The organism is Flavobacterium aquaticum, from assembly GCF_003259835.1.
Classification (GTDB): domain Bacteria; phylum Bacteroidota; class Bacteroidia; order Flavobacteriales; family Flavobacteriaceae; genus Flavobacterium; species Flavobacterium aquaticum.
The window spans coordinates 27,001-48,327 of the sequence record NZ_QLMI01000008.1; the positions used below are offsets into that span (position 1 = coordinate 27,001).

Sequence of the window (21,327 nt, forward strand, 5' to 3'; positions counted from 1 at the left end):
AACTGCCAACTTTCAACTGAACACTGAATACTTTTTTTAAGAGCGAATGGTTCGGGCTTTTTTGGTTTCCATGTTCCTGCCATCCGTTATATCTTTTTTTCAAAAAGGATGTCACTCCTGTCAGGGCTAATTAGCAAACTATTCGTATCTTTGCGAAACTTTTTCAAAACACAATTTCGTTTACCATGAATAAAAAAGTCCAACTTCAAGATTTAGGAAATAAAGATTACAAAGACACTTGGGATTATCAAGAAGAATTATTCAAAGAAATTGTAGACATCAAAGTTCAAAATAGACAATCCAGCTCCCAACTCCCAACTCCCAACTTCCTACTCTATGTAGAACATCCACATGTTTATACTTTAGGAAAAAGCGGAGATGTCTCGAATTTATTACTTTCCGAAAAACAATTAGAAGCAAAAGGAGCTACTTTTTATAAAATAAACAGAGGAGGAGATATTACGTATCATGGACCAGGGCAAATTGTAGGCTATCCTATTTTAGATTTAGAAAATTTTTTTACCGATATTCATAAATATTTGCGATTTTTAGAAGAGGTCATTATTCTAACTTTAGCTGAATACGGTTTACATGGAACTCGTAGCGAAGGAGAAACCGGAGTTTGGTTTGATGTAGGGACGCCATTTGCAAGAAAAATTTGCGCTATGGGAGTGAGAGCATCACGTTGGGTAACCATGCACGGCTTTGCTCTAAACGTAAATGCCGATTTGGGTTACTTTGATAATATTATTCCTTGTGGGATAAAAGGAAAAGCCGTTACTTCTATGCATGTCGAATTAAGAAGGGAAGTAGATGAGCAAGAAGTTAAAGAAAAAATATTAAAACATTTTCAAAATTTATTTGAAGCAGAGATTGTCTAAAATTCAAGGGCAAGAGCAAGTTTAATTGCGAATTAAAATAAGTGAAACGCTCTCTGTAACTCTGTTCAGCACAATCTAAATCAAAAAAAACTCTGAGAATCTCTGTGTAAAAATCAAAATTCCAATTCCAGTTGCTCAGGCAACAATCGAAAACTCATTCGGTGGTATTTGCACGGGCCGTATTTCTTTATGGCTTCTCTGTGTTCGGTTGTAGGATATCCTTTATTTTTCTTCCAGTTATACATTGGAAATTCCTCGTGAATTTTATCCATATATTCGTCTCGGTACGTTTTTGCTAAAACTGATGCAGCGGCAATACTTAAATATTTACTATCTCCTTTAATAATGCTTGTGTTTGGAATTGATTTTAAAAGTTCAATTTCTTCAATAGTAAAAATCTTTCCTGTTTTTTGTTTCATTCCCAGTTTTCCATTTAATGGACGATTTCCATCTACAATTATATATTCAGGTTTTGGATTTAACTGCAAAATACTCTCTTGCATAGCTTTCATAGAAGCATTTAGTATGTTTATTTCGTCAATTTCATTTGGAAATATATGAGTAATAGCAAATGAAATTGCTTTTTCTTCTATTTCGGGTTTTAATTTTTCTCTAATCTTTTCAGAAAGTTGTTTCGAATCGTTAAGTAAATTCAGTTCAAAATTGTTAGGAAGTAAAATAGCGGCCGCAGTTACAGGTCCTGCCAAGCAGCCTCTTCCGGCTTCATCAGTTCCACACTCTAATATTAAATTATTGTAACTTTTGCTTAACATGCTTTTTTTTGACAAAAATATAATTTTATACGCAACCTTTTTGATATATTCTCATCTAAAAGATGTTATTGTTTCGCAAAATGTTTTTTTGAAACTAAAACTTTAACAAAAATAAATTAGTAATATTCCGAAGTATTATTTGTTTATTTAAGAAATAATTAAGAAGTTTGCGGAATAACTAACTCAAATAAATTTAATATGAGATCGAAGTTCAAATGGATTTTTACGCTTTTAGTAGCGTTTACAATGCAGTTTTCGTTCGCGCAAGAGAAAACTGTTACGGGTGTGGTTTCTGACGAACTAGGCCCAATCGCAGGTGCTAACGTTGTTGTTGAAGGAACAACACGTGGTACTACAACTGATTTTGATGGTAATTATACTATCAAAGCAAAACAAGGTGAAGTTTTGGTGATTTCTTATACAGGTAAGAAAACAACTAAAATTACTGTAGCAGCTGCAAGCGCATACAATGTATCGTTGAAAGATGATGTAGTTGTAGGGCAAGAAGTGGTTGTTGTGGGGTATGGTACTACAACAAAAGAAGCGTTTGTTGGTACGGCAACTTCTGTTAAGACTGCTAATGTTGAAGCAAAAGCAGTTTCTAACGTTTCTCAAGCTTTAAAAGGAGAGGTTGCAGGTGTGAATGTTATTACAACTTCGGGTCAGCCAGGTACTTTCGCTACAATTCGTATTCGTGGTTTTGGTTCTGTTAATGGTAATAGAGATCCGTTATACGTTGTGGATGGTGTTCCAATGAGCGAAGATAACATGAATTCTGTTAATCCTTCGGATATTGAGAGTTTAACGGTGTTGAAAGATGCTGCAGCGACAGCTGTTTATGGGTCAAGAGGTGCGAATGGTGTTATTGTTATTGCGACAAAAACTGGTAAAAAAGAGCGTTCTTCTATAAGTGTGGATTTAAGAACAAGTGTAAATATGGCTTTGTTGCCAAGATATAGTGTTATAGAATCGCCAGAAGAGTATATTGGTCTTTCATGGGAAGCTTTGTACAACAGAGGGGTGGCTACTGCTCAGCCAGATCCTGTTGCATTTGCTAATAATACATTGTTTTCTGGTGGAGGTATTAGTCCAGGTTACAACATGTGGAATGTTGCTGATGGTGGTGATTTGATTGATCCAGTTACACGTACAGTAAGACCTGGAGTTACTAGAAAATATTCTCCAGAAGATTGGGAAGATTATGGTTTTCAAACATCTTACAGACAAGAGGCTAATGTTAGATTTTCTGGAAGTAATGATAAAACAAATTATTTCAGTTCATTTGGATATTTAAATGATGAGGGTTATATTATTAACTCTGATTACAAACGTTATACTGCTAGGTTAAATGTGAATCACAAACCTGCAGAATGGTTAAGAGCTGGTGCTAATATAGGTTATTCAGGTTCTAAAACAAATAATAACGGTCAGTCTGCTGATTCAGGGAGTATTTTCTGGTTTGTTGACAATATTCCTTCTATATATCCTTTATTTGCAAGAGATGTTGATGGGAATATGATTCCAGATCCTTATTTTGGAGGTTATCAATATGATTATGGTGATGGAACATCAGGCGCTAGAGCATTTGGTGGTTTAACTAATGCAATTGCTGATGCACATTATGATAGAAGTGTTACTAATAGACATGAGTTAACTGGTAACTTCAGTTTTGATGTTAACTTTACAAAAAATTTAACATTAGAAACTCGTTATGGTGCTCAATTCTATGATAATGAGTATAACAATAGAAATAATCCTTTTTATGGTTCTGCTGCTCAACAGTATGGTTCATTGTTTAAGCAACAGTCTAGATTGTTAAGACAGAATTTCTTACAGTTATTAAGATATAGAAATTCTTTTGGAAATCATAATGTTGAATTATTTGGAGCTCATGAATCAAATAGTTTTAAACAAAATATTTTTAGTGCTTCTAAATTTGGTGCTGTACTTATTGATACTTATGATTTGAATCAGTATATTAATGTTTCTTCACCTCCTGAATCATGGACGAATACTTCAAATCTTGAGAGTTATTTTGGACAGTTTAATTATAACTATGCAGGTAAGTATTATTTTACTGCTTCTGCTAGACGTGATGGTTCTTCTAGATTTAAAAATGATAAATGGGGGAATTTTGGTTCTATAGGGGCTTCATGGATAGTTTCTAAAGAATCGTTCATGGAAAAAGCTAGTTTTATTAACAATTTAAAATTGAAAGCTAGTTACGGTTTAATGGGTGATCAAGAAGGTGTAGGTTTTTATTCGGGTTATGATACTTTTAGTATAGGTAATTTGAATAATGAATATTCAATTTCTATTAGAGATAATGGAAATCCATCATTAACATGGGAAAAATCAAAAATTTTTCAAGTTGGTATTGAAACTAAATTTTTCAATTTCTTAAGTTTGAATGTTGATTTTTATGAAAAAAACACCTATGATTTATTCTTTGAGAGAAGAGTTGCTCCTTCTACTGGTATTGCAATCATTACAGTTAATGATGGTGAGTTGACCAATAGAGGTGTTGAGTTTGATTTAAATGCTGAATTGATTAAAGGTAAAAACAAAGGTGACTTCACTTTAGATTTTGGAATTAATGGAGAGTTGTTAACTAACAAGTTAACTAAAATGCCAATTGATCCTGCTACTGGAGAAGAGAGATTAATAGATGTTTCAAATGCTCCTTATGGATGGGCAAATGGAAAATCTGTTTATGATTTTTACATGAGAGAATGGGCTGGTGTAGATCCTGCAACAGGAGTAGGTATGTGGTATATGAATTACGACGATATTAATGCAAATGGAATCTATGATGCAGGAGATGTAATTATCCGCAGTTTAACTGATTATTTAGGCACTAATTCAGATGCTATTGTTGGTCAGACTACTACTACAGCATATGCAGACGCAACTCAAAGATTTGTTGGTAAATCAGCAATACCTAAAGTTAGAGGTGCATTTAGATTAAATGCAAGTTACAAGAACTTTGATTTATCAACTCAATTTACTTATAGTATCGGTGGATATGCTTACGATGGTGCGTACGCTGGTTTAATGGGTAATGGTTCTTTAGGTCAAAATAACTGGCATACAGATATTAGAGGAAGATGGCAAGAGCCAGGAGATATTACTAATATTCCTAGATTATCTGCTGCTGCTGATGCTAACGTAAACGCTCAATCAACAAGATTTTTAACTAAAGCTGATTATTTAGGTATGAATAATGTTAGGCTTGGGTATACTATGCCTTCTACTTTTACTGATAGATTGAATATATCTAACTTTAACATTTATGTTACAGGTGATAACTTATTTTTCTTTAGTAAAAGAGATGGATTTAATCCTTCAACTTCTGAAAATGGTAGTTCTAACACTTATCGTTATTCTCCTCTATCAACTTTCAGTTTAGGAGTAAAACTTGAATTCTAAAAATTGAAAATATGAAAAAAAGAAATTTAATTTTATCGATTTTTACACCTTTGTTATTAGTAACAGTAGGTTGTAATTCTGATTATCTTGAAACTGAGCCGACTCAGTTTATTACTCAAGAACAATTAGGTGAAGCAGCATCAACTAATCCTGATATCCTTAGAGGAACTGTTACAGGTATTTATACATTGATGTTTGAGGAAGGTACTGGAGGTACAACTGGTCATAATGATTTTGGTCAAAAGGGGGTTGATATCTGGACAGATATGCTTTCTGGAGATATGGCTTTGTCTCAAAATACATATAACTGGTATAGAAATTTTGTAGATTATCAATCTACGGTTGATTTTACTAGAAATGAAAATTATGTACCTTGGAGATATTATTATAGAATTATTCGTTCTACTAATATTGTTATTAAAGCATTAGGTGGTGATGATGCTGTTCCTGAATTAGCTGAAAATAGATGGTTGTTGGGGCAAGCAAAAGCTTTAAGAGCTTATGCTTATTTTTACTTAACTCAGCTTTATACAAGAGAGTATGAGCCAACTAGAGAGATTCTTCCTATTTATACAGACCCTGAACAACAAGCTCAGCCTAAAAGCACAACTGAACAAGTTTATGCTTTAATTGAGAGTGATTTAACAGATGCTATTGATTTTATGGCTGATTTCACGAGAACTGCTAAAAATCAAATTGATGCTGACGTTGCTAAAGGTTTATTAGCTTATACTTATGCTTCACGTGGAAATAATGAAGATGCATATTTATTAACAGAGGAAATCATTAATTCAGGTAGCTTTTCTATTACAACTACTTCTGAATTAACAGGTGGTTTTAACGATGTTAATACACCTTCATGGATGTGGGGTGTTAATTTAACTCCTGATCAAGGTTTAGATTTAATTTCATGGTGGGGTCAAATGGACTACTTTACTTACAGTTATCAAACGGCTGGAGATAGAAAATCTATTGATAGAGCTTTATGGGATGCTATACCTGCTGGTGATGTTAGAAAAACGCAATTTACTGCAGGAACTGGTTACAGACCTGTTAATAAATTTTACCATCCAGCTAGAGTTGTTAATGGTCAACGTATTATTGAAACAGATTATATTTACATGAGAATAGATGAAATGTATCTTTTAAACGCTGAGACTGCTGCTAAAACAGGTCGTGAAGACGAAGCTAGAGATCGTTTAGTTGAATTATTATCTAACCGTGTTCCAAGTACTGCTTACATTGCTTCATTAACAGGGTTGAATTTACAAGATGAAATTTATAAGCAAACTAGAATTGAACTTTGGGGTGAAGGTAAGAGTTATCTTGCTATGAAACGTAATCAAGCGACTATTAATAGAGGTTCTAACCACTTGTTCCAAGCTGGTGTTGCAGTACCTTATAATGATCCTAGATTAAAGTTCTCAATTCCTCAAGCTGAAATTTTGTATAATCCATTTATTTCAGACCAAAACTAATTTAAGGTTTAATAAAATATTATAAATATGAAATTATTAAAATTTACTAAGATTTTTGTAATGTTCTTGTCTTTAGGACTTGTTTTACAAGGATGTACAGAGGATGATGCTGCGTCAACAGATTTTAATTATGCTACTTTTGAGACTCTATCTAAAAACGTAGCTGTAAACCCAGGTGAAACTTTAACTTCTGATATTAAAGTTTATGTTACTCAAGTTTCAGGATCTGATAGATCTTTTAATTTAGTTGTTGATCCAACTTCTACTATTGATATGAACAATGTTTCTGTTCCTACAACAGTTACTATTCCTGCTAATTCAAATTTTGGTACTTTAAGTATTGATTTTGAAGGTGTAGATTTAGATTTAAGTTTAGCTAAAACTCTTAAGTTAAAACTTGTTGAGGAAAATGGTCTTTATACTGGTCAAACTACACAAATTAATGTTAGAGAAAACTGTACGTTAAATACAGTAACTTTAGCTTTAATCTTAGATAGATACGGTAGTGAAACTGATTGGGAGATTGTAGATGACAACACTGGAGATGTAGTTGCTTCTGGAGGTCCTTATACTGACACTGCAACTAATGCATTACAACCAGTAAAAAACTTTATCTTATGTTTACCTGATGGAAGTTATACTTTTACTATCTATGACGCTTATGGTGATGGTATGGTAACAAGTGCTTCTGTAATTGGTTCTTATGTTCTTTCAGCTAATGGAGTTGTAATTACAAACCAATCTGGTAACTTCTCAGATTCAAGAAGTCATAGTTTTACTTTATAACTAAAGTAATTTATACAGATTATAAATAGCCAGTGAAAACTGGCTATTTTTTTTGTTAAAAATTATGATATCTTAGATATTTACTCTTACTTTTGAATTTTATTTTAAAATGAGTAAATTTTTTATTTTTTTAACTTTTATCTTTTTTATTAATTCTTATTCTCAAAGAAATACTCTTAGAGGAGAAGGTTTAGGTGTATCTAATGTGTCAGATAAATCTCAAAAGAAAGTTAAAGACACTACTTCTTATGAAAAAGCACCTATAGATTTATACAAAATCTACACCCTTCAAAAGGATACTACCTATGTAGATACATCACTTACCATTAAAAGTGAGTATATGTACAATTTATTAAGAAAAGATATTTTTGGTTTGTTGCCTTTTGCAAATGAAGGACATACTTACAATTCCTTAGATTTTGCTTTATCTAGTAAAAATGCTATGCCTAGTTTTGGATTTAAAGCCAAGCATTTTAACTATTTAGAAGCGACCGATATTAAATATTACAATGTTCCTACACCACTTACAGATTTGTATTTTAAAACTGTAATGGAACAAGGTCAGGCTTTAGATGCTTTTTTAACTGTAAATACAAAGCCTAATCTAAATTTTTCTATTGCTTACAGAGGACTCCGTTCTTTAGGTAAATATGTGAATAATTTAACAAGTTCAGGTAATTTTAGATTTACAAGTAGTTATTATACTATAGATAAGCGCTATTTTTTAAATGCTCACTTTACAGGCCAAGACATTTCTAATCAAGAAAATGGTGGAATTGTAAATTTACAAGAATTTGAAACCAGCGAAGATCCGTTCAACGAAAGAGAACGTATAAAGGTTTATTTTACTGATGCTACTTCACTTTTAAAAGGGAATCGTTTTTTTGTAGATCATTCCTTTAAATTGAATAAAGAAAACCCTAATAGCTTGGTGTTTACGCATCAATTTAATCAAGAATATAAATTTTTCGAGTTTACTCAGCCAACAGTCAATGAAAGATTCGGAGATACTTATACCAATAAAATAAGTAATAAGACACGTTATAATCATTTGTATAATAAATTTGGAGTTGCCTATAAAACAAAATCATACGGTGATTTAGAATTTTTTATAGACGATAATAATTATAATTACTATTATAATAGTGTTGTTTACGACATAAATGGAAATATCACGGTCCCTAATTCTGTTTCTGATAGAATTAATATGATAGGTGGTAATTACACTTATTTGATTAATAAAATAAATGTAAGATTGCACACTTCTCAATCTATTACAGATCAATCAATTTCAAATATTGAGGCTAGTGCAAATTATAAATTGAATGATGATTACAATTTCCAATTCAAGTATCAAAAATTAAATAGTTTGCCTAATTTGAATTTTACTTTATATCAAAGTGGTTATATAGATTACAATTGGTTTAATAATTTTAAAAACGAAAAACTAAACCAATTCGAATTTTCTGCACAAACAAAATTGTTAAATGTTTCTGCAACATATAAAGTACTTAATGACTACTTGTTTTTTGATAATCAAACAAACAACATTACTGAATTAACGGTTAAACCTATTCAGTACGATAAAACCATTAATTATCTTTCTGTAAAAGCTAATAAAGAAATTAAGTTTTGGAAATTGGCTTTAGATAATACTATTTTGTATCAATCGGTCGAACAGTCTGATGATATTGTTAATGTACCCCAAATTGTTACCCGAAATACGTTGTATTTTACAGATTATGTATTTAAAAAAGCAATGCTTTTGCAAACAGGAGTAACTTTTCAATATTTTTCTAAATATTACGCCAACGATTATAACCCTTTGATTGGTGAATTTTATGTACAAAATGAAACAAAAATAGGAGGGTTTCCTATGTTCGATTTCTTTATAAATGCAAGAGTGCGTCAAGCACGAATTTTTCTAAAAGCAGAACATTTCAACTCCGCTTGGACAGGTTATGATTTTTATTCAGCACCAAATTACCCATATCGCGATTTCATTGTCCGCTTCGGTTTGGTTTGGAACTTCTTTAGATAATTTGAAACGAATAGTTCGGGCGTTTTTGCTGTCCATTTTCCTGCTGTCCACTATAGTTTTTTGTTTTTAGCAAACAAAAAAGCTACCGTTCCCATCAGGGTTAGTTAGCCAATCATTTTCTTTTTTGGATTCTTGTTTTAAACAGCTAATCTTCTTAATTCAAACTTCTAATTTCTGAATTCAAAATTTCACACTATCTTTGCAAAAAATTTGAAGACTTTGAGGTTTTCTAAATTCAAATTTCTAAATTCTAAATTTTACAATGAAATACGCAAAAAATATATTAGAAACTATTGGGAATACACCTTTAGTTAAATTAAACAAAGTAACAGCCGAAGTTGATGCATTAGTATTGGCTAAAGTAGAAACTTTTAATCCAGGAAATTCTGTTAAAGATAGAATGGCAGTAAAAATGATTGAAGATGCAGAAGCTGATGGAAGATTAAAACCTGGTGGAACCATCATTGAAGGAACTTCAGGAAACACTGGAATGGGATTAGCTTTAGCTGCTATTGTAAAAGGGTACAAATGTATTTTTGTAATTTCAGATAAGCAATCAAAAGAAAAATCAGATATTCTTCGTGCTGTTGGAGCAAAAGTAATCGTTTGCCCTACAGATGTTGAACCAACAGATCCTCGTTCGTATTATTCAGTTTCTAAAAAATTAGGTGAAGAAATTCCTAATTCTTGGTATGTAAATCAATACGATAATCCAAGTAACGCTATCGCACATTACGAACAAACAGGTCCAGAAATTTGGGAACAAACAGAAGGAAAAATTACGCATTTTGTAGTTGGAGTTGGAACAGGAGGAACGATTTCAGGTGTAGCTAAATATTTAAAAGAAAAAAATCCAAACATTAAAATTTGGGGAATTGATACCTATGGTTCGGTTTTCAAAAAATACCACGAAACTGGAATTTTTGATGAGAACGAAATCTATTCTTACATCACAGAAGGAATTGGTGAAGACATTTTACCAAAAAATGTTGACTTTTCATTAATCGACGGATTTACAAAAGTTACCGATAAAGATGCAGCTGTTTATACAAGAAAAATCGCATTAGAAGAAGGAATTTTTGTTGGAAACTCTGCTGGAGCTGCTGTAAAGGGTTTATTGCAGTTAAAAGAACACTTTGGTCCAGAAGATGTAGTTGTGGTCTTATTTCACGATTCTGGAAGCCGTTATGTTGGAAAAATGTTTAACGATGATTGGATGCGCGAAAGAGGTTTCTTAGAAGAAGAAATCACAAAAGCAGAAGATTTAATCAAAGAACATATCGAAAAGCCATTAGTAATTGTTCGTACTGAAGAATTAGTTTCACATGCTATCGAAAGAATGAGAAAATATAAAATCTCTCAAATTCCTGTAGTAGATGTAAATGGTTTTGTAGGTTCTGTTGATGAATCAGATTTATTTCAAAGTTTCATTACTGATAAAAATACTGCCGAAAGACCAATTCGCGAAGTTATGAGTAAACCTTTTCCTATTGTAAAATTAGGAACGCCAGTTGAAGAAGTTTCTAAATTAATTACAAAAGAAAATCAAGCCGTTTTAATTGATTTAGGAAACGGTAAACATCACATTATTACGAAATATGATATTATTGGTTCAATAAAATAAAAATTAAAGCCGTTCATTTGAACGGCTTTTTTGTTTTATCTTTTAATTTTTTACTATTTTTTGCGTTTTAACTTTTCCTTCAGTTGAAGTTATTTTAGCAAAATAGGTTCCAGAATTTAATTCTGTTATATCAATCTTATTTGAATTTTCAGTAGCTTTTACTAAGCTTCCTAAAATATTGAAAATTTCAATTCTTGATATAGTTTCAATAGCTTCAACATTCAAAATTCCATTTGTTGGATTTGGATAAATTGAAATCTGTTTGTCATCAAAAGAAGGAGTGCTTAAAGTTCCTGTAACGTTTACATTGTCAATAAACCAATTGTCGCCATCATCTTGAGTCATTACAAAAGCAATGTAAATTTGTTGTCCATTGTAAGTACTTAAATCTACTGTTTTTAAACTTGTTAAAGGTGCTGATAAAATATCTGTAAAATCAGCCTCGGCATAAGTAGCAACATTTGTAAATGAAGCATGAGAGGTTTGTGAAGTTGTAGAAACTTTTACTTGATAAACTGTTCCGTACGGATCTGTATATTGTTGTCCTCCGTAGAAAGTTAACGAACAGCTAGTTCTGTTAGATAAGTCAATTAAAGGTGTTACAAGCCAATCTTCTGCATTACCGCCGGTAACATTTTCATATCTTACAAAAGCAGAATTTCCAGGAGAGTAATTTCTGGCTGTACTTGTTCCCCAATCAAAACCAGTTCCTAAGTTGTTGGTTCCTCTAAAAGCGGTCCAACCAGCAGGAAGTGTTGTGGCGGCATCAAAATTTTCGCTCAATTGAGCTTGTGTTAATTGAATTAACAACAAAAATGTTAAAGAGTAGAGTTTTTTCATAATAAAATTATTTAAATAATTAATTAATAACAGCAAATGTAGTTAAAATTATATAAATAATAAAAAATTATTCTCCTAGTAAAACTCCTGAAACATTCCAAGAACTAAAACTTCCGCCTTCATTTTCACCTTGAGGAATTTTAACTTGTATCTTATGTGTTCCTGCTTTCAAATCTCCTAATTCAATATAAATAGGATTCGTTGCTGTACCAGGACACCAATTCGAACGGCTCAAATCAGATGAAGATAATCCATCATTAAAATTTCCTGATGCTGGATTAAACAATCGATATCCACCACAATCTTGTCGCCATGGAATAAATGAAAACACTTCTTTTCCGTTTAAAACAATGGTGTTTCTTTTTGGAACAAACTCGTCTCCGTTTTCCCAACCTCCATGTCCAGTGGTAATATAGCGAAGTTTCGTGTTTTTGATTTCTTTGTCCAAAGTAAAAGTAACTTCTAATCCTTTTTCATGATTAAACATCGTAGCATACTCTTGATTTGCCATTTCCATTACGTTTGTCGTGTTAAACAAAGGAATAGAAATATTATTGTTGTCTAAGGTGCTTTCGTTTGGATTAATCGTAATATTCATTGAAATTTTGTGTCCACCTTTGTCATAATTACCAATAAAAGTTCCTACATAAACTGTTTTTCCTGATATATTTGATTTTAAATCGGTAATTTCCATTCGATAAGGAACAATTTCGTGCCACGTTTTGTCTTTTAACTGAATGTAGTTGTATTGTTTAATTCCGAAAGGAGTAAAAAAGCGCATTAATTCAATAATTGGAGAAAATTCTGTTGTAGCTACAACACCTTGATATTTTTTCCCATTTCCGTTTTCATAAATAGGTAGAGTTTTAGCGCCATTTTGCAAACCATCTAAAAACGATTGCTTTTTATCTTGCGGAATCACAAAAACTGAACCTGTTCTGTCATAAGCATCGCCATTTGATTGCTCAGTTAAGTCTAGAAAAATTAAATCACCTTTTTTAATTTCTGGAAATGTAACTTTTTTCAAAATGATTGTCCCGTTTGCAAATCGTAAAATAGAGTCATTAGATTTTGTTTCTTCTGAATAATTAATGACTTCATTTTCAAATATTTTTATTGTAGTAAAACGACTTTTCCAAACCAAATCTTTATATGTCAGTCCATCTAAAATAGGGCTTTTAGTTGTGCTTTTTTGTAATTCAAAACTTGGGCTAACGGATTTTATTTTCTCGATTTTAGTTGCCGAAATCACGAAATTTCTATTACGAATCATCTCTAAAACTAAACCAATATTTTGACCTAAAGTAGTAGGAGCTCCTTTAACTTGTAATTCGTTGGTATACCAAAATTCAAAGGTGTTTGAATTGATGATTGTTTTAGCTTTTTGGCATTTGTAACCCATAATGATTTTAGTTTCATCTAAGAATTCAAAGTCTTGCTTTGCTGAAGAAAGACTATCAACTGTAGTAACTGATTTGTCTTTTTTGAGTTGAGTAACCTGAACAATTTTATTTTCAGAACGATTGATTAAAGTTTGTTCAAAAGGAAATTCCGCTTTTCCTAAATTCATTTTTTCAGAAGTTACTAAAGTTTCTGTTGGATTTGTAAAAACTAAAATTGCATCTTGATTTTCAATTAGCTTTCCATTTGAACTTCTTGTGTAGGTAATTTTGAATCCTTTTGGTGGTTTTGCATTAGTTTGAGATTGTGCGAACGTAAAAAGACTTAGTAATGTGATGGTTATAAATTTTTTCATAAATGTTGGGTTGTTCAGCAAATATAATTTTTTATCTTTGTTTTTCAATTATATACGCCATACAGAATGAAAGAAGATTTTTTGCACCACGTGTGGCAATTCAAGAAATTTGATATTGCCAATTTAAAAACTACAAAAGGAGAATCGATTCAAATTCTCAATTCGGGTCAATATTTACAACTTGCTGGACCTGATTTTTTCAATGCGCAACTTATTATTGGAAATCAAAAATGGGCTGGAAATGTAGAAATTCATCTCAAGTCATCAGATTGGTATGTTCACAATCATGAGAAAGATTCCAATTATGATTCTGTTATTTTGCATGTCGTTTGGGAATATGATGTGCCTATTTTTAGGAAAGATGATTCCGAAATTCCAACGTTAGAGCTCAAGGAATATGTTGCCTTTACAGATTTGCATAAATATCAGTCGCTAGTAAGTCAGAAATCCTGGATTTATTGTGAAAATGAAATTGGAAATGTAGATGATTTTATCTTTAAAAATTGGCAAGAACGTTTGTTTTTTGAACGCTTAGAACGAAAATCGCAACTGATTTTTGAATTAGCGGAAATTTCTAATCACGATTGGGAAGCGGTTTTGTTTTGTCTTTTGGCTAAAAACTTCGGATTAAATACGAATGGCGAAATGTTTTATAAAATTGCTAAATCAATTCCGTTTTCGGTTGTTCGAAAAGAATCTTATTCTTCGGAATCATTAGAAGCTTTATTATTTGGTCAAGCGAATTTGCTCTCACAAGATTTTCAAGATAATTATGCGAAAGAGTTGCAAAAATCCTATAATTACTTAGTTCTGAAATATCAGTTGCATGAAAAAGTATTTGGTTTGGTAGAATTCTTCAAACATCGTCCTGATAATTTTCCTACGATTCGCTTGGCGCAATTGGCTAATTTGTATTTTCATCAAAAGAATCTTTTCTCTTTGGTTATGAATGGTACTTCCATAAATGAATTGTATCAGATTTTTAATGTAGGAGTAAGTCAATATTGGGAAACACATTATAATTTTGATAAAAATAGCTCGAAAAAGATGAAAAAACTTTCCAAATCATTTATCGATTTATTGGTTATCAATACAATCATTCCGCTTCGATTTGCCTATGCCAGAAGCCAACAAAAAGAAATCACACAGGAATTAATTGATTTAGCGATTTTAATACCTGCAGAGAAAAACGCAATTCTTGAAAAATTTTATTCTTTCGGAGTCAATTCTCAAAACGCATATGAATCTCAATCCTTATTGCAATTAAAGAAGAATTATTGCGATAATAAAAAGTGTCTAGATTGCGCTATCGGACATTTTATACTTAAAAAATAATCGTATTTTTGGAAAAAATATTAAAAATGGTTCAAAACCTATTACATTTTTTTGAAAAACATGGCTTTTTTGTAGCCACACGTTTGGCCGACCGTTTGGGTATGCGTGCTACTAACGTGCGTTTGTTTTTTATTTACATATCTTTTATAACAGTAGGTTTAGGATTTGGATTGTATCTTACTTTGGCATTCCTTTTAAAGTTAAAAGATATGATAAAAACTAAAAGAAGTTCAGTTTTTGACTTATAAAATTTCATTAAGTGTAAGTTTTATTTGAATTTTAGATACTTTTATTATCTTTGAAGCATTAACAACCAATAAAATTATATGGCAGCAAAAGTAGAAGCGTGGGGTTCACGCGTAGGACTAATCTTGGCTATGGCTGGAAATGCTGTTGGATTAGGTAATTTTTTAAGATTTCCGGTTCAAGCAGTTCAAAATGGTGGAGGAGCTTTTATTATTCCTTATTTAGTTTGTTTTTTATTAATGGGAATCCCATTATTGTTGATTGAATGGTCGACAGGTCGTTTCGGTGGAAAATTTGGTAACCACAGTACACCTTATATATTAGATACAATGGCTAAAGGTCGTGTATGGAAATATATAGGTGTTTTTGGGATTTTTACTAATATTGCCGTTGCTGCATATTACTGTTATATCGAGTCTTGGACAATGTCTTATGTGTATCACTCAATTGTTGGAACATTTGACGGAATGAGTCAAGCAGACGTAGCAGGATTCTTCAATTCTTATGTAGATATTTCTCAATCTACTACTGGAATTCCTTATGAAGCAGTTATTTTTTACATTTTATGTTTATTATTAAATACTTGGATTTTATCTAAAGGTTTAGGTGGAATTGAAAAAGTTGCTAAAATTGGAATGCCATTATTGATTTTATTCGGTGTAATTTTAGCTGTAAGAGGAGTTACTTTAGGTACTAGTGGAGCTTCAGATATTTTTCCAAATGCAAATGCATGGGATGGTCTAAATTTCTTATGGACACCACAATTTGATTCATTGGCAAATCCTAAGGTTTGGTTAGCTGCTGCAGGTCAAATTTTCTTTACGCTGTCAGTAGGTATGGGAACCATTCATTGTTATGCGGCTTACTTAAAAGAAAAAGATGATGTGGCTTTAAATGCTGTATCTGCTGGATTTATGAATGAGTTCGTTGAAGTGGTTTTAGGTTCTTTAATTGTTATTCCTATTGCTGCTGGATACTTAGGATTAGATTGGGTTATTCAAAATGCAGGTTTTGGTATGGCTTTCCAAACAATGCCTTATTTGTTCCAACAATGGGGTGGTGTTTTAGCTATCTTAGCTGGTGTTTTTTGGTTCGGACTTTTATTCTTTGCCGGAATTACTTCTTCATTAGCTATGGGAACCCCATGGATGGGATTCATGTCTGATGAATTTGGTTGGTCTAAAAATAAAGGAGCATGGTCTTTTGGAGCCTTAGCTTTAATTATGGGATTACCAACGGTTATTTTCTATAATCAAGGAGTTTTTGATCAATATGACTATTGGGCGGGAACTGTTAGTTTGGTTGTATTTGCTTTCTTAGAAACCGTATTGTTTTCCTATATTTTTGGAATCAATCGAGGTTGGGAAGAAATCAACAAAGGCGCTGATATCAAATTGCCTAAATTCTTTAAATATGTAATTTTGATTATTACACCATTATTATTAGGAGCTGTTTTGGTTTCAAGTATTCCAGATTGGGTTAATCAAATTAAGAACAACGATACCAATAATAAAGAATGGTTTGCCGATAATTATTTTGCTGAAAACTTTGAAGGTTCGGGTGCTGTTTCTGGAAAAGTTATTGAGGTAAAATCGGATTATGTAAAATTTGAATTTGAAAACGAAAGAAAGAAATTTGATAAAGTTTCAAATCAGGTTCTTGTTGAAAAATTCAATGATACAAAAGAATATAAATTTGATTCAAGTTTAAATCAAGAAGCTATTGTAAAAGTTGGTGATGTTATCAAACCAGGTGATGCAATTGCGAAAGGGAATTTTACAAACAATACATTATATAAATTTATTGGAAGAATGTTATTGTTGTCACTTTTTGTATTTATTTCAATAATTGTTTACGTTGCTTACAAGAAACGTGTTAAAGAAGGGAGAGCTACATTATGAATTCAGCAGCATTAATTACAATGGTTTTGGCGCAAGGAATTGTTATTTGTTTAACACTTTATTTTTTCTATAAAGTTTTAAAAACTCCACCTGTACAGGAACCAGATTCTTTCTCGGATAATGATGAGGAATCAGTTAGAAAAAACGATTAAATAAAAGTAAAATGAATAAAATAAAATCCTACTTCATGTTTTCAAGAGAACACCGAAGTGGGATTTTCTTGTTATTTGCAATCATCATTTTGGTGCAGTTAAGTTATTTTCTTTTTAAGGATAATTTTACGTCAACAAAAAATAATCCTGAAGATAAAGCTTGGTTGTTAGTTCAAAATGAAATTGATAGCTTGAAAAGTATTCAATCAACAAAAAAAGATACAATTTATCCTTTTAATCCAAATTATATAACAGACTACAAAGGATATAAGTTAGGAATGACAATTCAAGAAATTGATCGTTTACATGCTTTTCGTAAAACTGGAAAATTTGTAAACTCAGCAGAAGATTTTCAACAAGTTACTAAAGTTTCAAATGCATTTCTTTCTAAAATTAGCCCTTATTTCAAATTTCCAGATTGGGTAAAAAACAAGACCAATGTTGCTTCAGAAAAGTTTCGTAAGTTTTTACCAAAGGAAAAAGAAAAAATCATCCAAAAAGATATAAACACAGCAACTCGAGAAGATTTAATTGCAGTGTATGGTATTGGGGAAAAATTAGCGGATAAGATTTTATTAGAAAAAGAGAAGTTGGGATGTTTTGTGAGTATGGAGCAATTTCAGTTTATGTGGGGAATTAGTCCAGAAGCTTTGGCGGATTTAGAAAAAAGATTTAACGTAAAAACTCAAAACGGATTGAGTAAAATTGCAATTAATGAATTGTCTCAGAAAGAATTGGCAAAATTTCCCTATTTTGATTATGCATTGGCTAAAGAAATTGTCATTTATAGAACCATGAATAATGGAATTAAGAATATTGATGATTTAACAAAAATTAAGGGAATGCCTAACGAAAAAATAAAAATAATCGCCTTATATTTGGATTTTTAAAAATATTACCAATAAAACAACCTATACAATTACAGATTTATGAATTCAATGTATTTCACAGAAGAACACGAATTATTCAGACAAAGTTTTAGAGATTTTTTACATAAAGAAGTGGTTCCTCACATTGAAAAATGGGAAAAAACAGGAACTATTGAGCGTTTTATTTGGGAAAAATTTGGAGAAATGGGCTTCTTTGGATTGAATTATCCTGAAGCTTATGGAGGAATGAATTTAGATTTATTCTACACCGTTATATTTTTAGAAGAACTTCAAAAAGTAAAATCTTCTGGTTTTGCTGCAGCTATGTGGGCACATGCTTATTTAGCAATGACACATTTAAATGCTGAAGGAGATGAAAGAATCAAACAAGATTATTTAGCGCCAAGTATTGCTGGAAAAAAAATTGGAGCTTTATGTATTACAGAGCCATTCGGTGGAAGTGATGTTGCTGGGATGAGAACAACAGCGGTAAGAAGTGGAGATAAATTTGTAATCAATGGTTCTAAAACATTTATCACAAACGGAGTTTATGCTGATTACTATGTTGTAGCCGCTAAAACAAACCCAGAATTAGGGAATAAAGGAATTAGTATTTTCTTAGTAGATGCAAAAACCCCAGGTATTTCAGCTACTAAGCTAGATAAATTAGGTTGGAGAGCATCAGATACTGCTGAACTTGCATTTGATAATGTTGAAATTCCTCTAGAAAATTTAATGGGTGAAGAAGGAAAAGGTTTTCCATACATTATGCAGCATTTTGCTTTAGAGCGTTTAATTATGGCAATCAACGCTCATGCACGAGCAGAATATGCAATTGAGTACACTATTGAATATATGTCACAACGCGAAGCTTTTGGTAGTAAAATCAACAAGTTTCAAGCTTTAAGACATACAATGGTAGAGCATGCAACAGAAGTAGAGCATTGTAAAATATTTAATTATGCTGCTGTAGCTCGTTTAGATAAAGGAGAATATGTAGTTAAAGAAGCTACTATGGCAAAATTAAAATCGACTAAAGTGGCTGATTTAGCTATTTACGATTGCTTGCAAATGCTAGGTGGTTATGGTTATATGGAAGAATATCCATTAGCACGTTTATTAAGAGATAGTCGTTTAGGTCCAATTGGTGGAGGAACTTCTGAGATTCTGAAAGAAATTTTATCAAAAATGATAATTGATAATCAGAATTATAAACCAGCAGTTAAATAATTTTAATTTATAATTTTTAATTCAGAATTATTTTCTACATTTGCACCCTTAACGAGAGGAGGTGTCTATATTATGTTAATTATACCAATTAAAGACGGAGAAAATATCGATAGAGCATTAAAGCGCTATAAAAGAAAATTTGATAAAACAGGAACTGTTCGTCAGTTACGTGCACGTCAAGCTTTCATTAAACCATCTGTTGTAAACAGAGCTAAGATCCAAAAAGCATCTTACATTCAAGGATTAAGAGACTCATTAGAGAGTTAATTTTTTGAATAAACTATACTAACCGCTAACTAATAAAGTGTAACTTTGTTGTTAGCGGTTTTTTTATGTCTACAAATCTACAAGCATATCAAGATTATTTGGTTAAAGAGAAAAATTATTCTCCTTTAACGGTTCGTGCGTATTTAGATGATATCAAATCTTTTCAAGAATATCTTACTGGTCAATCTGTAAATCTCGATGAAGTTATTTATCCACATGTTAGAAATTGGATAGTAACTTTAGTAGAGCAAAATATTTCAACCACTTCGGTCAATCGAAAAATATCAGCATTAAAATCGTATTATAAGTTTCTTTTAAAAGTAAAGCAGATTTCGGTTAATCCTTTATTGAAACATAAATCATTAAAAACAGCCAAGAAAGTTCAAATTCCTTTTTCCGAAAAAGAGTTACAAGATGTTTTTTTAGATAATGATTATTCGGATGACTTTGAAGGTATTCGTAATCGTTTTGTAATTGAGCTGTTTTATGCAACTGGAATTAGAAGGGCAGAGTTGATAAATTTAAAGATGACTAGTATTGATGAATCGCAAAAAACAATCAGAGTTATAGGAAAAAGAAATAAAGAAAGGATTATTCCAATGCTTGATTGTACTCTGAATTTGCTTAAACGCTATAAGGAACAACGAAATCATTTAGAAGTAATAAATGATAAAGAGATGTTAATTTTATCTAAAACTGGAAATAAAGTAAGCGAATCTTTTGTTTATCGATTAATAAATGACTACTTTAGTACTGTCTCGAAAAAAGAAAAAAAGAGTCCCCACGTTCTTAGGCATTCCTTTGCAACACATTTGTTGAATAATGGAGCCGATTTAAATTCCGTAAAAGAGTTATTGGGTCATGCTAGTTTGTCGTCTACTCAGATATATACCCACAGCAGTTTGGCTGAATTAAAAAAAGTGTATCAAGAAGCACATCCTAGAAACAAGAAATAACTCGATTGTATAACCATTTTAATTAACAGAATTATGAAAGTTAATGTGCAAGCAGTAAATTTTAATGTAGACAGAAAATTGGTAGATTTCATTCAAGAGCGAATGGATAAATTGGAAAAATATTATGATAAAATAGTTTCAGCTGAAGTTTTTTTGAGGCTTGAAAATACGAGTGATAAAGAAAATAAAACAGTAGAGATAAAAATTAATGTACCAGGAGACGATTTTGTAGTTAAAAAAACAGCAAAAAGTTTTGAAGAAGGAGTAGATTTATCGGTTGATTCTTTAGAGCGAGTTATCCTAAAAAGAAAAGAAAAATTAAGAGCGCATTCATAAAAAGAAAAAAAACATAAAAAATGTTTTGATTCAAAAATAAATTATATACATTTGCAGTCCGTTAGAAATAGCGGACTTTTTATATTTAAGTTGCCGGTGTAGCTCAGCTGGCTAGAGCAGCTGATTTGTAATCAGCAGGTCGTGGGTTCGAGTCCCTCCATCGGCTCAAAGTTGTAAGTAACTTAATATAAAAGGTTTGGGGAGATACTCAAGCGGCCAACGAGGGCGGACTGTAAATCCGCTGACTACGTCTTCGCAGGTTCGAATCCTGCTCTCCCCACGAGATTTTGAATTTAGAGAGAAGGATTTGGTTTTTCTGAATTCTGATGGCTAACTTCTGAATACACAAAAGCCGGTGTAGCTCAGGGGTAGAGTGCTTCCTTGGTAAGGAAGAGGTCACGGGTTCAATTCCCGTCATTGGCTCTTA

Annotated in this window: 18 protein-coding genes and 3 tRNA genes; 18 read left to right on the plus strand and 3 right to left on the minus strand. The window is 31.8% G+C overall.

The window, feature by feature from the left end:
• Window positions 1-185: 185 nt before the first annotated feature.
• Window positions 186-881 carry a lipoyl(octanoyl) transferase LipB gene (gene lipB, locus B0I03_RS11740; RefSeq protein WP_111567641.1) on the plus strand — a complete coding sequence of 232 codons (696 nt, stop codon included), beginning with the start codon at window positions 186-188 and terminating at the stop codon, window positions 879-881.
• A gap of 113 nt (window positions 882-994) precedes the next feature.
• Here the strand turns inward: lipB and B0I03_RS11745 are convergent, their stop codons facing one another.
• On the minus strand, window positions 995-1,654 hold the full coding sequence (locus B0I03_RS11745) for a ribonuclease HII (RefSeq protein ID WP_111567642.1): 660 nt from the start codon (window positions 1,652-1,654) through the stop codon (window positions 995-997).
• Between the two features lie 198 nt (window positions 1,655-1,852).
• Here B0I03_RS11745 and B0I03_RS11750 point away from each other — a divergent pair, with 198 nt between their 5' ends.
• The 5 genes from B0I03_RS11750 (at window position 1,853) to B0I03_RS11770 (ending at window position 11,012) form a co-directional block, all read left to right on the plus strand.
• Entirely contained in the window at window positions 1,853-5,083 is a 3,231-nt protein-coding gene (locus tag B0I03_RS11750; protein ID WP_111567643.1) for a SusC/RagA family TonB-linked outer membrane protein, read from the plus strand.
• 11 nt (window positions 5,084-5,094) lie between these two features.
• Complete coding sequence (locus B0I03_RS11755) at window positions 5,095-6,561, plus strand: RagB/SusD family nutrient uptake outer membrane protein (RefSeq protein WP_111567644.1); 1,467 nt, start codon at window positions 5,095-5,097, stop codon at window positions 6,559-6,561.
• Between the two features lie 27 nt (window positions 6,562-6,588).
• Complete coding sequence (locus B0I03_RS11760; protein WP_111567645.1) at window positions 6,589-7,347, plus strand: hypothetical protein; 759 nt, start codon at window positions 6,589-6,591, stop codon at window positions 7,345-7,347.
• Between the two features lie 109 nt (window positions 7,348-7,456).
• Complete coding sequence (locus tag B0I03_RS11765; RefSeq protein WP_111567646.1) at window positions 7,457-9,388, plus strand: putative porin; 1,932 nt, start codon at window positions 7,457-7,459, stop codon at window positions 9,386-9,388.
• A 262-nt stretch (window positions 9,389-9,650) separates the two neighbouring features.
• Window positions 9,651-11,012, plus strand: a complete 1,362-nt coding sequence (locus B0I03_RS11770) for a pyridoxal-phosphate dependent enzyme (RefSeq protein WP_111567647.1) — start codon at window positions 9,651-9,653, stop codon at window positions 11,010-11,012.
• A 42-nt stretch (window positions 11,013-11,054) separates the two neighbouring features.
• On the opposite strand, the gene B0I03_RS11775 is transcribed toward B0I03_RS11770, so the two are convergent.
• Both B0I03_RS11775 and B0I03_RS11780 read right to left on the minus strand, forming a co-directional pair.
• Window positions 11,055-11,852 (minus strand): T9SS-dependent choice-of-anchor J family protein, encoded by a 798-nt coding sequence (locus tag B0I03_RS11775; protein WP_111567648.1) that lies wholly within the window; start codon window positions 11,850-11,852, stop codon window positions 11,055-11,057.
• Between the two features lie 67 nt (window positions 11,853-11,919).
• Window positions 11,920-13,608 (minus strand): PNGase F N-terminal domain-containing protein, encoded by a 1,689-nt coding sequence (locus tag B0I03_RS11780; protein ID WP_111567649.1) that lies wholly within the window; start codon window positions 13,606-13,608, stop codon window positions 11,920-11,922.
• A 66-nt stretch (window positions 13,609-13,674) separates the two neighbouring features.
• Here B0I03_RS11780 and B0I03_RS11785 point away from each other — a divergent pair, with 66 nt between their 5' ends.
• The 12 genes from B0I03_RS11785 (at window position 13,675) to B0I03_RS11835 (ending at window position 21,323) form a co-directional block, all read left to right on the plus strand.
• Window positions 13,675-14,943 carry a DUF2851 family protein gene (locus tag B0I03_RS11785; RefSeq protein WP_111567650.1) on the plus strand — a complete coding sequence of 423 codons (1,269 nt, stop codon included), beginning with the start codon at window positions 13,675-13,677 and terminating at the stop codon, window positions 14,941-14,943.
• Between the two features lie 26 nt (window positions 14,944-14,969).
• Window positions 14,970-15,191 carry a PspC domain-containing protein gene (locus tag B0I03_RS11790; protein ID WP_111567651.1) on the plus strand — a complete coding sequence of 74 codons (222 nt, stop codon included), beginning with the start codon at window positions 14,970-14,972 and terminating at the stop codon, window positions 15,189-15,191.
• A 78-nt stretch (window positions 15,192-15,269) separates the two neighbouring features.
• Window positions 15,270-17,090: a sodium-dependent transporter gene (locus B0I03_RS11795; RefSeq protein WP_111567652.1), complete on the plus strand. Its 1,821-nt coding sequence runs from the start codon at window positions 15,270-15,272 to the stop codon at window positions 17,088-17,090.
• Complete coding sequence (locus tag B0I03_RS13250) at window positions 17,087-17,242, plus strand: hypothetical protein (RefSeq protein ID WP_220084606.1); 156 nt, start codon at window positions 17,087-17,089, stop codon at window positions 17,240-17,242. The genes B0I03_RS11795 and B0I03_RS13250 overlap by 4 nt, the downstream gene beginning before the upstream one ends.
• Before the next feature lie 11 nt (window positions 17,243-17,253).
• The gene (locus B0I03_RS11800; protein ID WP_111567653.1) at window positions 17,254-18,132 is read left to right on the plus strand and encodes a ComEA family DNA-binding protein; all 879 of its coding nucleotides are present in this window, start codon (window positions 17,254-17,256) and stop codon (window positions 18,130-18,132) included.
• Window positions 18,133-18,171: 39 nt separating this feature from the next.
• A complete protein-coding gene (locus tag B0I03_RS11805; protein WP_111567654.1) occupies window positions 18,172-19,341 on the plus strand; it encodes an acyl-CoA dehydrogenase family protein in 1,170 nt (389 codons plus the stop codon).
• Window positions 19,342-19,413: 72 nt separating this feature from the next.
• Window positions 19,414-19,608, plus strand: coding sequence for a 30S ribosomal protein S21 (gene rpsU / locus B0I03_RS11810; RefSeq protein WP_111567655.1), 195 nt, complete (start codon window positions 19,414-19,416; stop codon window positions 19,606-19,608).
• Between the two features lie 65 nt (window positions 19,609-19,673).
• On the plus strand, window positions 19,674-20,564 hold the full coding sequence (locus B0I03_RS11815) for a tyrosine-type recombinase/integrase (RefSeq protein WP_111567656.1): 891 nt from the start codon (window positions 19,674-19,676) through the stop codon (window positions 20,562-20,564).
• A gap of 33 nt (window positions 20,565-20,597) precedes the next feature.
• A complete protein-coding gene (gene hpf / locus B0I03_RS11820; RefSeq protein WP_111567657.1) occupies window positions 20,598-20,900 on the plus strand; it encodes a ribosome hibernation-promoting factor, HPF/YfiA family in 303 nt (100 codons plus the stop codon).
• Window positions 20,901-20,992: 92 nt separating this feature from the next.
• Window positions 20,993-21,066 (plus strand) — tRNA-Thr (locus B0I03_RS11825).
• Between the two features lie 32 nt (window positions 21,067-21,098).
• Window positions 21,099-21,180, plus strand: a tRNA-Tyr gene (locus B0I03_RS11830).
• Between the two features lie 71 nt (window positions 21,181-21,251).
• Window positions 21,252-21,323 (plus strand) — tRNA-Thr (locus B0I03_RS11835).
• Window positions 21,324-21,327 lie beyond the last annotated feature (4 nt).

What these genes read in the sequence shown, in the direction of transcription:
- lipB (WP_111567641.1), top strand. Translation starts at nt 186, where the DNA reads ATGAATAAAAAAGTCCAACTTCAAGATTTAGGAAATAAAGATTACAAA.
- B0I03_RS11745 (WP_111567642.1), bottom strand. Translation starts at nt 1,654, where the DNA reads ATGTTAAGCAAAAGTTACAATAATTTAATATTAGAGTGTGGAACTGAT.
- B0I03_RS11750 (WP_111567643.1), top strand. Translation starts at nt 1,853, where the DNA reads ATGAGATCGAAGTTCAAATGGATTTTTACGCTTTTAGTAGCGTTTACA.
- B0I03_RS11755 (WP_111567644.1), top strand. Translation starts at nt 5,095, where the DNA reads ATGAAAAAAAGAAATTTAATTTTATCGATTTTTACACCTTTGTTATTA.
- B0I03_RS11760 (WP_111567645.1), top strand. Translation starts at nt 6,589, where the DNA reads ATGAAATTATTAAAATTTACTAAGATTTTTGTAATGTTCTTGTCTTTA.
- B0I03_RS11765 (WP_111567646.1), top strand. Translation starts at nt 7,457, where the DNA reads ATGAGTAAATTTTTTATTTTTTTAACTTTTATCTTTTTTATTAATTCT.
- B0I03_RS11770 (WP_111567647.1), top strand. Translation starts at nt 9,651, where the DNA reads ATGAAATACGCAAAAAATATATTAGAAACTATTGGGAATACACCTTTA.
- B0I03_RS11775 (WP_111567648.1), bottom strand. Translation starts at nt 11,852, where the DNA reads ATGAAAAAACTCTACTCTTTAACATTTTTGTTGTTAATTCAATTAACA.
- B0I03_RS11780 (WP_111567649.1), bottom strand. Translation starts at nt 13,608, where the DNA reads ATGAAAAAATTTATAACCATCACATTACTAAGTCTTTTTACGTTCGCA.
- B0I03_RS11785 (WP_111567650.1), top strand. Translation starts at nt 13,675, where the DNA reads ATGAAAGAAGATTTTTTGCACCACGTGTGGCAATTCAAGAAATTTGAT.
- B0I03_RS11790 (WP_111567651.1), top strand. Translation starts at nt 14,970, where the DNA reads ATGGTTCAAAACCTATTACATTTTTTTGAAAAACATGGCTTTTTTGTA.
- B0I03_RS11795 (WP_111567652.1), top strand. Translation starts at nt 15,270, where the DNA reads ATGGCAGCAAAAGTAGAAGCGTGGGGTTCACGCGTAGGACTAATCTTG.
- B0I03_RS13250 (WP_220084606.1), top strand. Translation starts at nt 17,087, where the DNA reads ATGAATTCAGCAGCATTAATTACAATGGTTTTGGCGCAAGGAATTGTT.
- B0I03_RS11800 (WP_111567653.1), top strand. Translation starts at nt 17,254, where the DNA reads ATGAATAAAATAAAATCCTACTTCATGTTTTCAAGAGAACACCGAAGT.
- B0I03_RS11805 (WP_111567654.1), top strand. Translation starts at nt 18,172, where the DNA reads ATGAATTCAATGTATTTCACAGAAGAACACGAATTATTCAGACAAAGT.
- rpsU (WP_111567655.1), top strand. Translation starts at nt 19,414, where the DNA reads ATGTTAATTATACCAATTAAAGACGGAGAAAATATCGATAGAGCATTA.
- B0I03_RS11815 (WP_111567656.1), top strand. Translation starts at nt 19,674, where the DNA reads ATGTCTACAAATCTACAAGCATATCAAGATTATTTGGTTAAAGAGAAA.
- hpf (WP_111567657.1), top strand. Translation starts at nt 20,598, where the DNA reads ATGAAAGTTAATGTGCAAGCAGTAAATTTTAATGTAGACAGAAAATTG.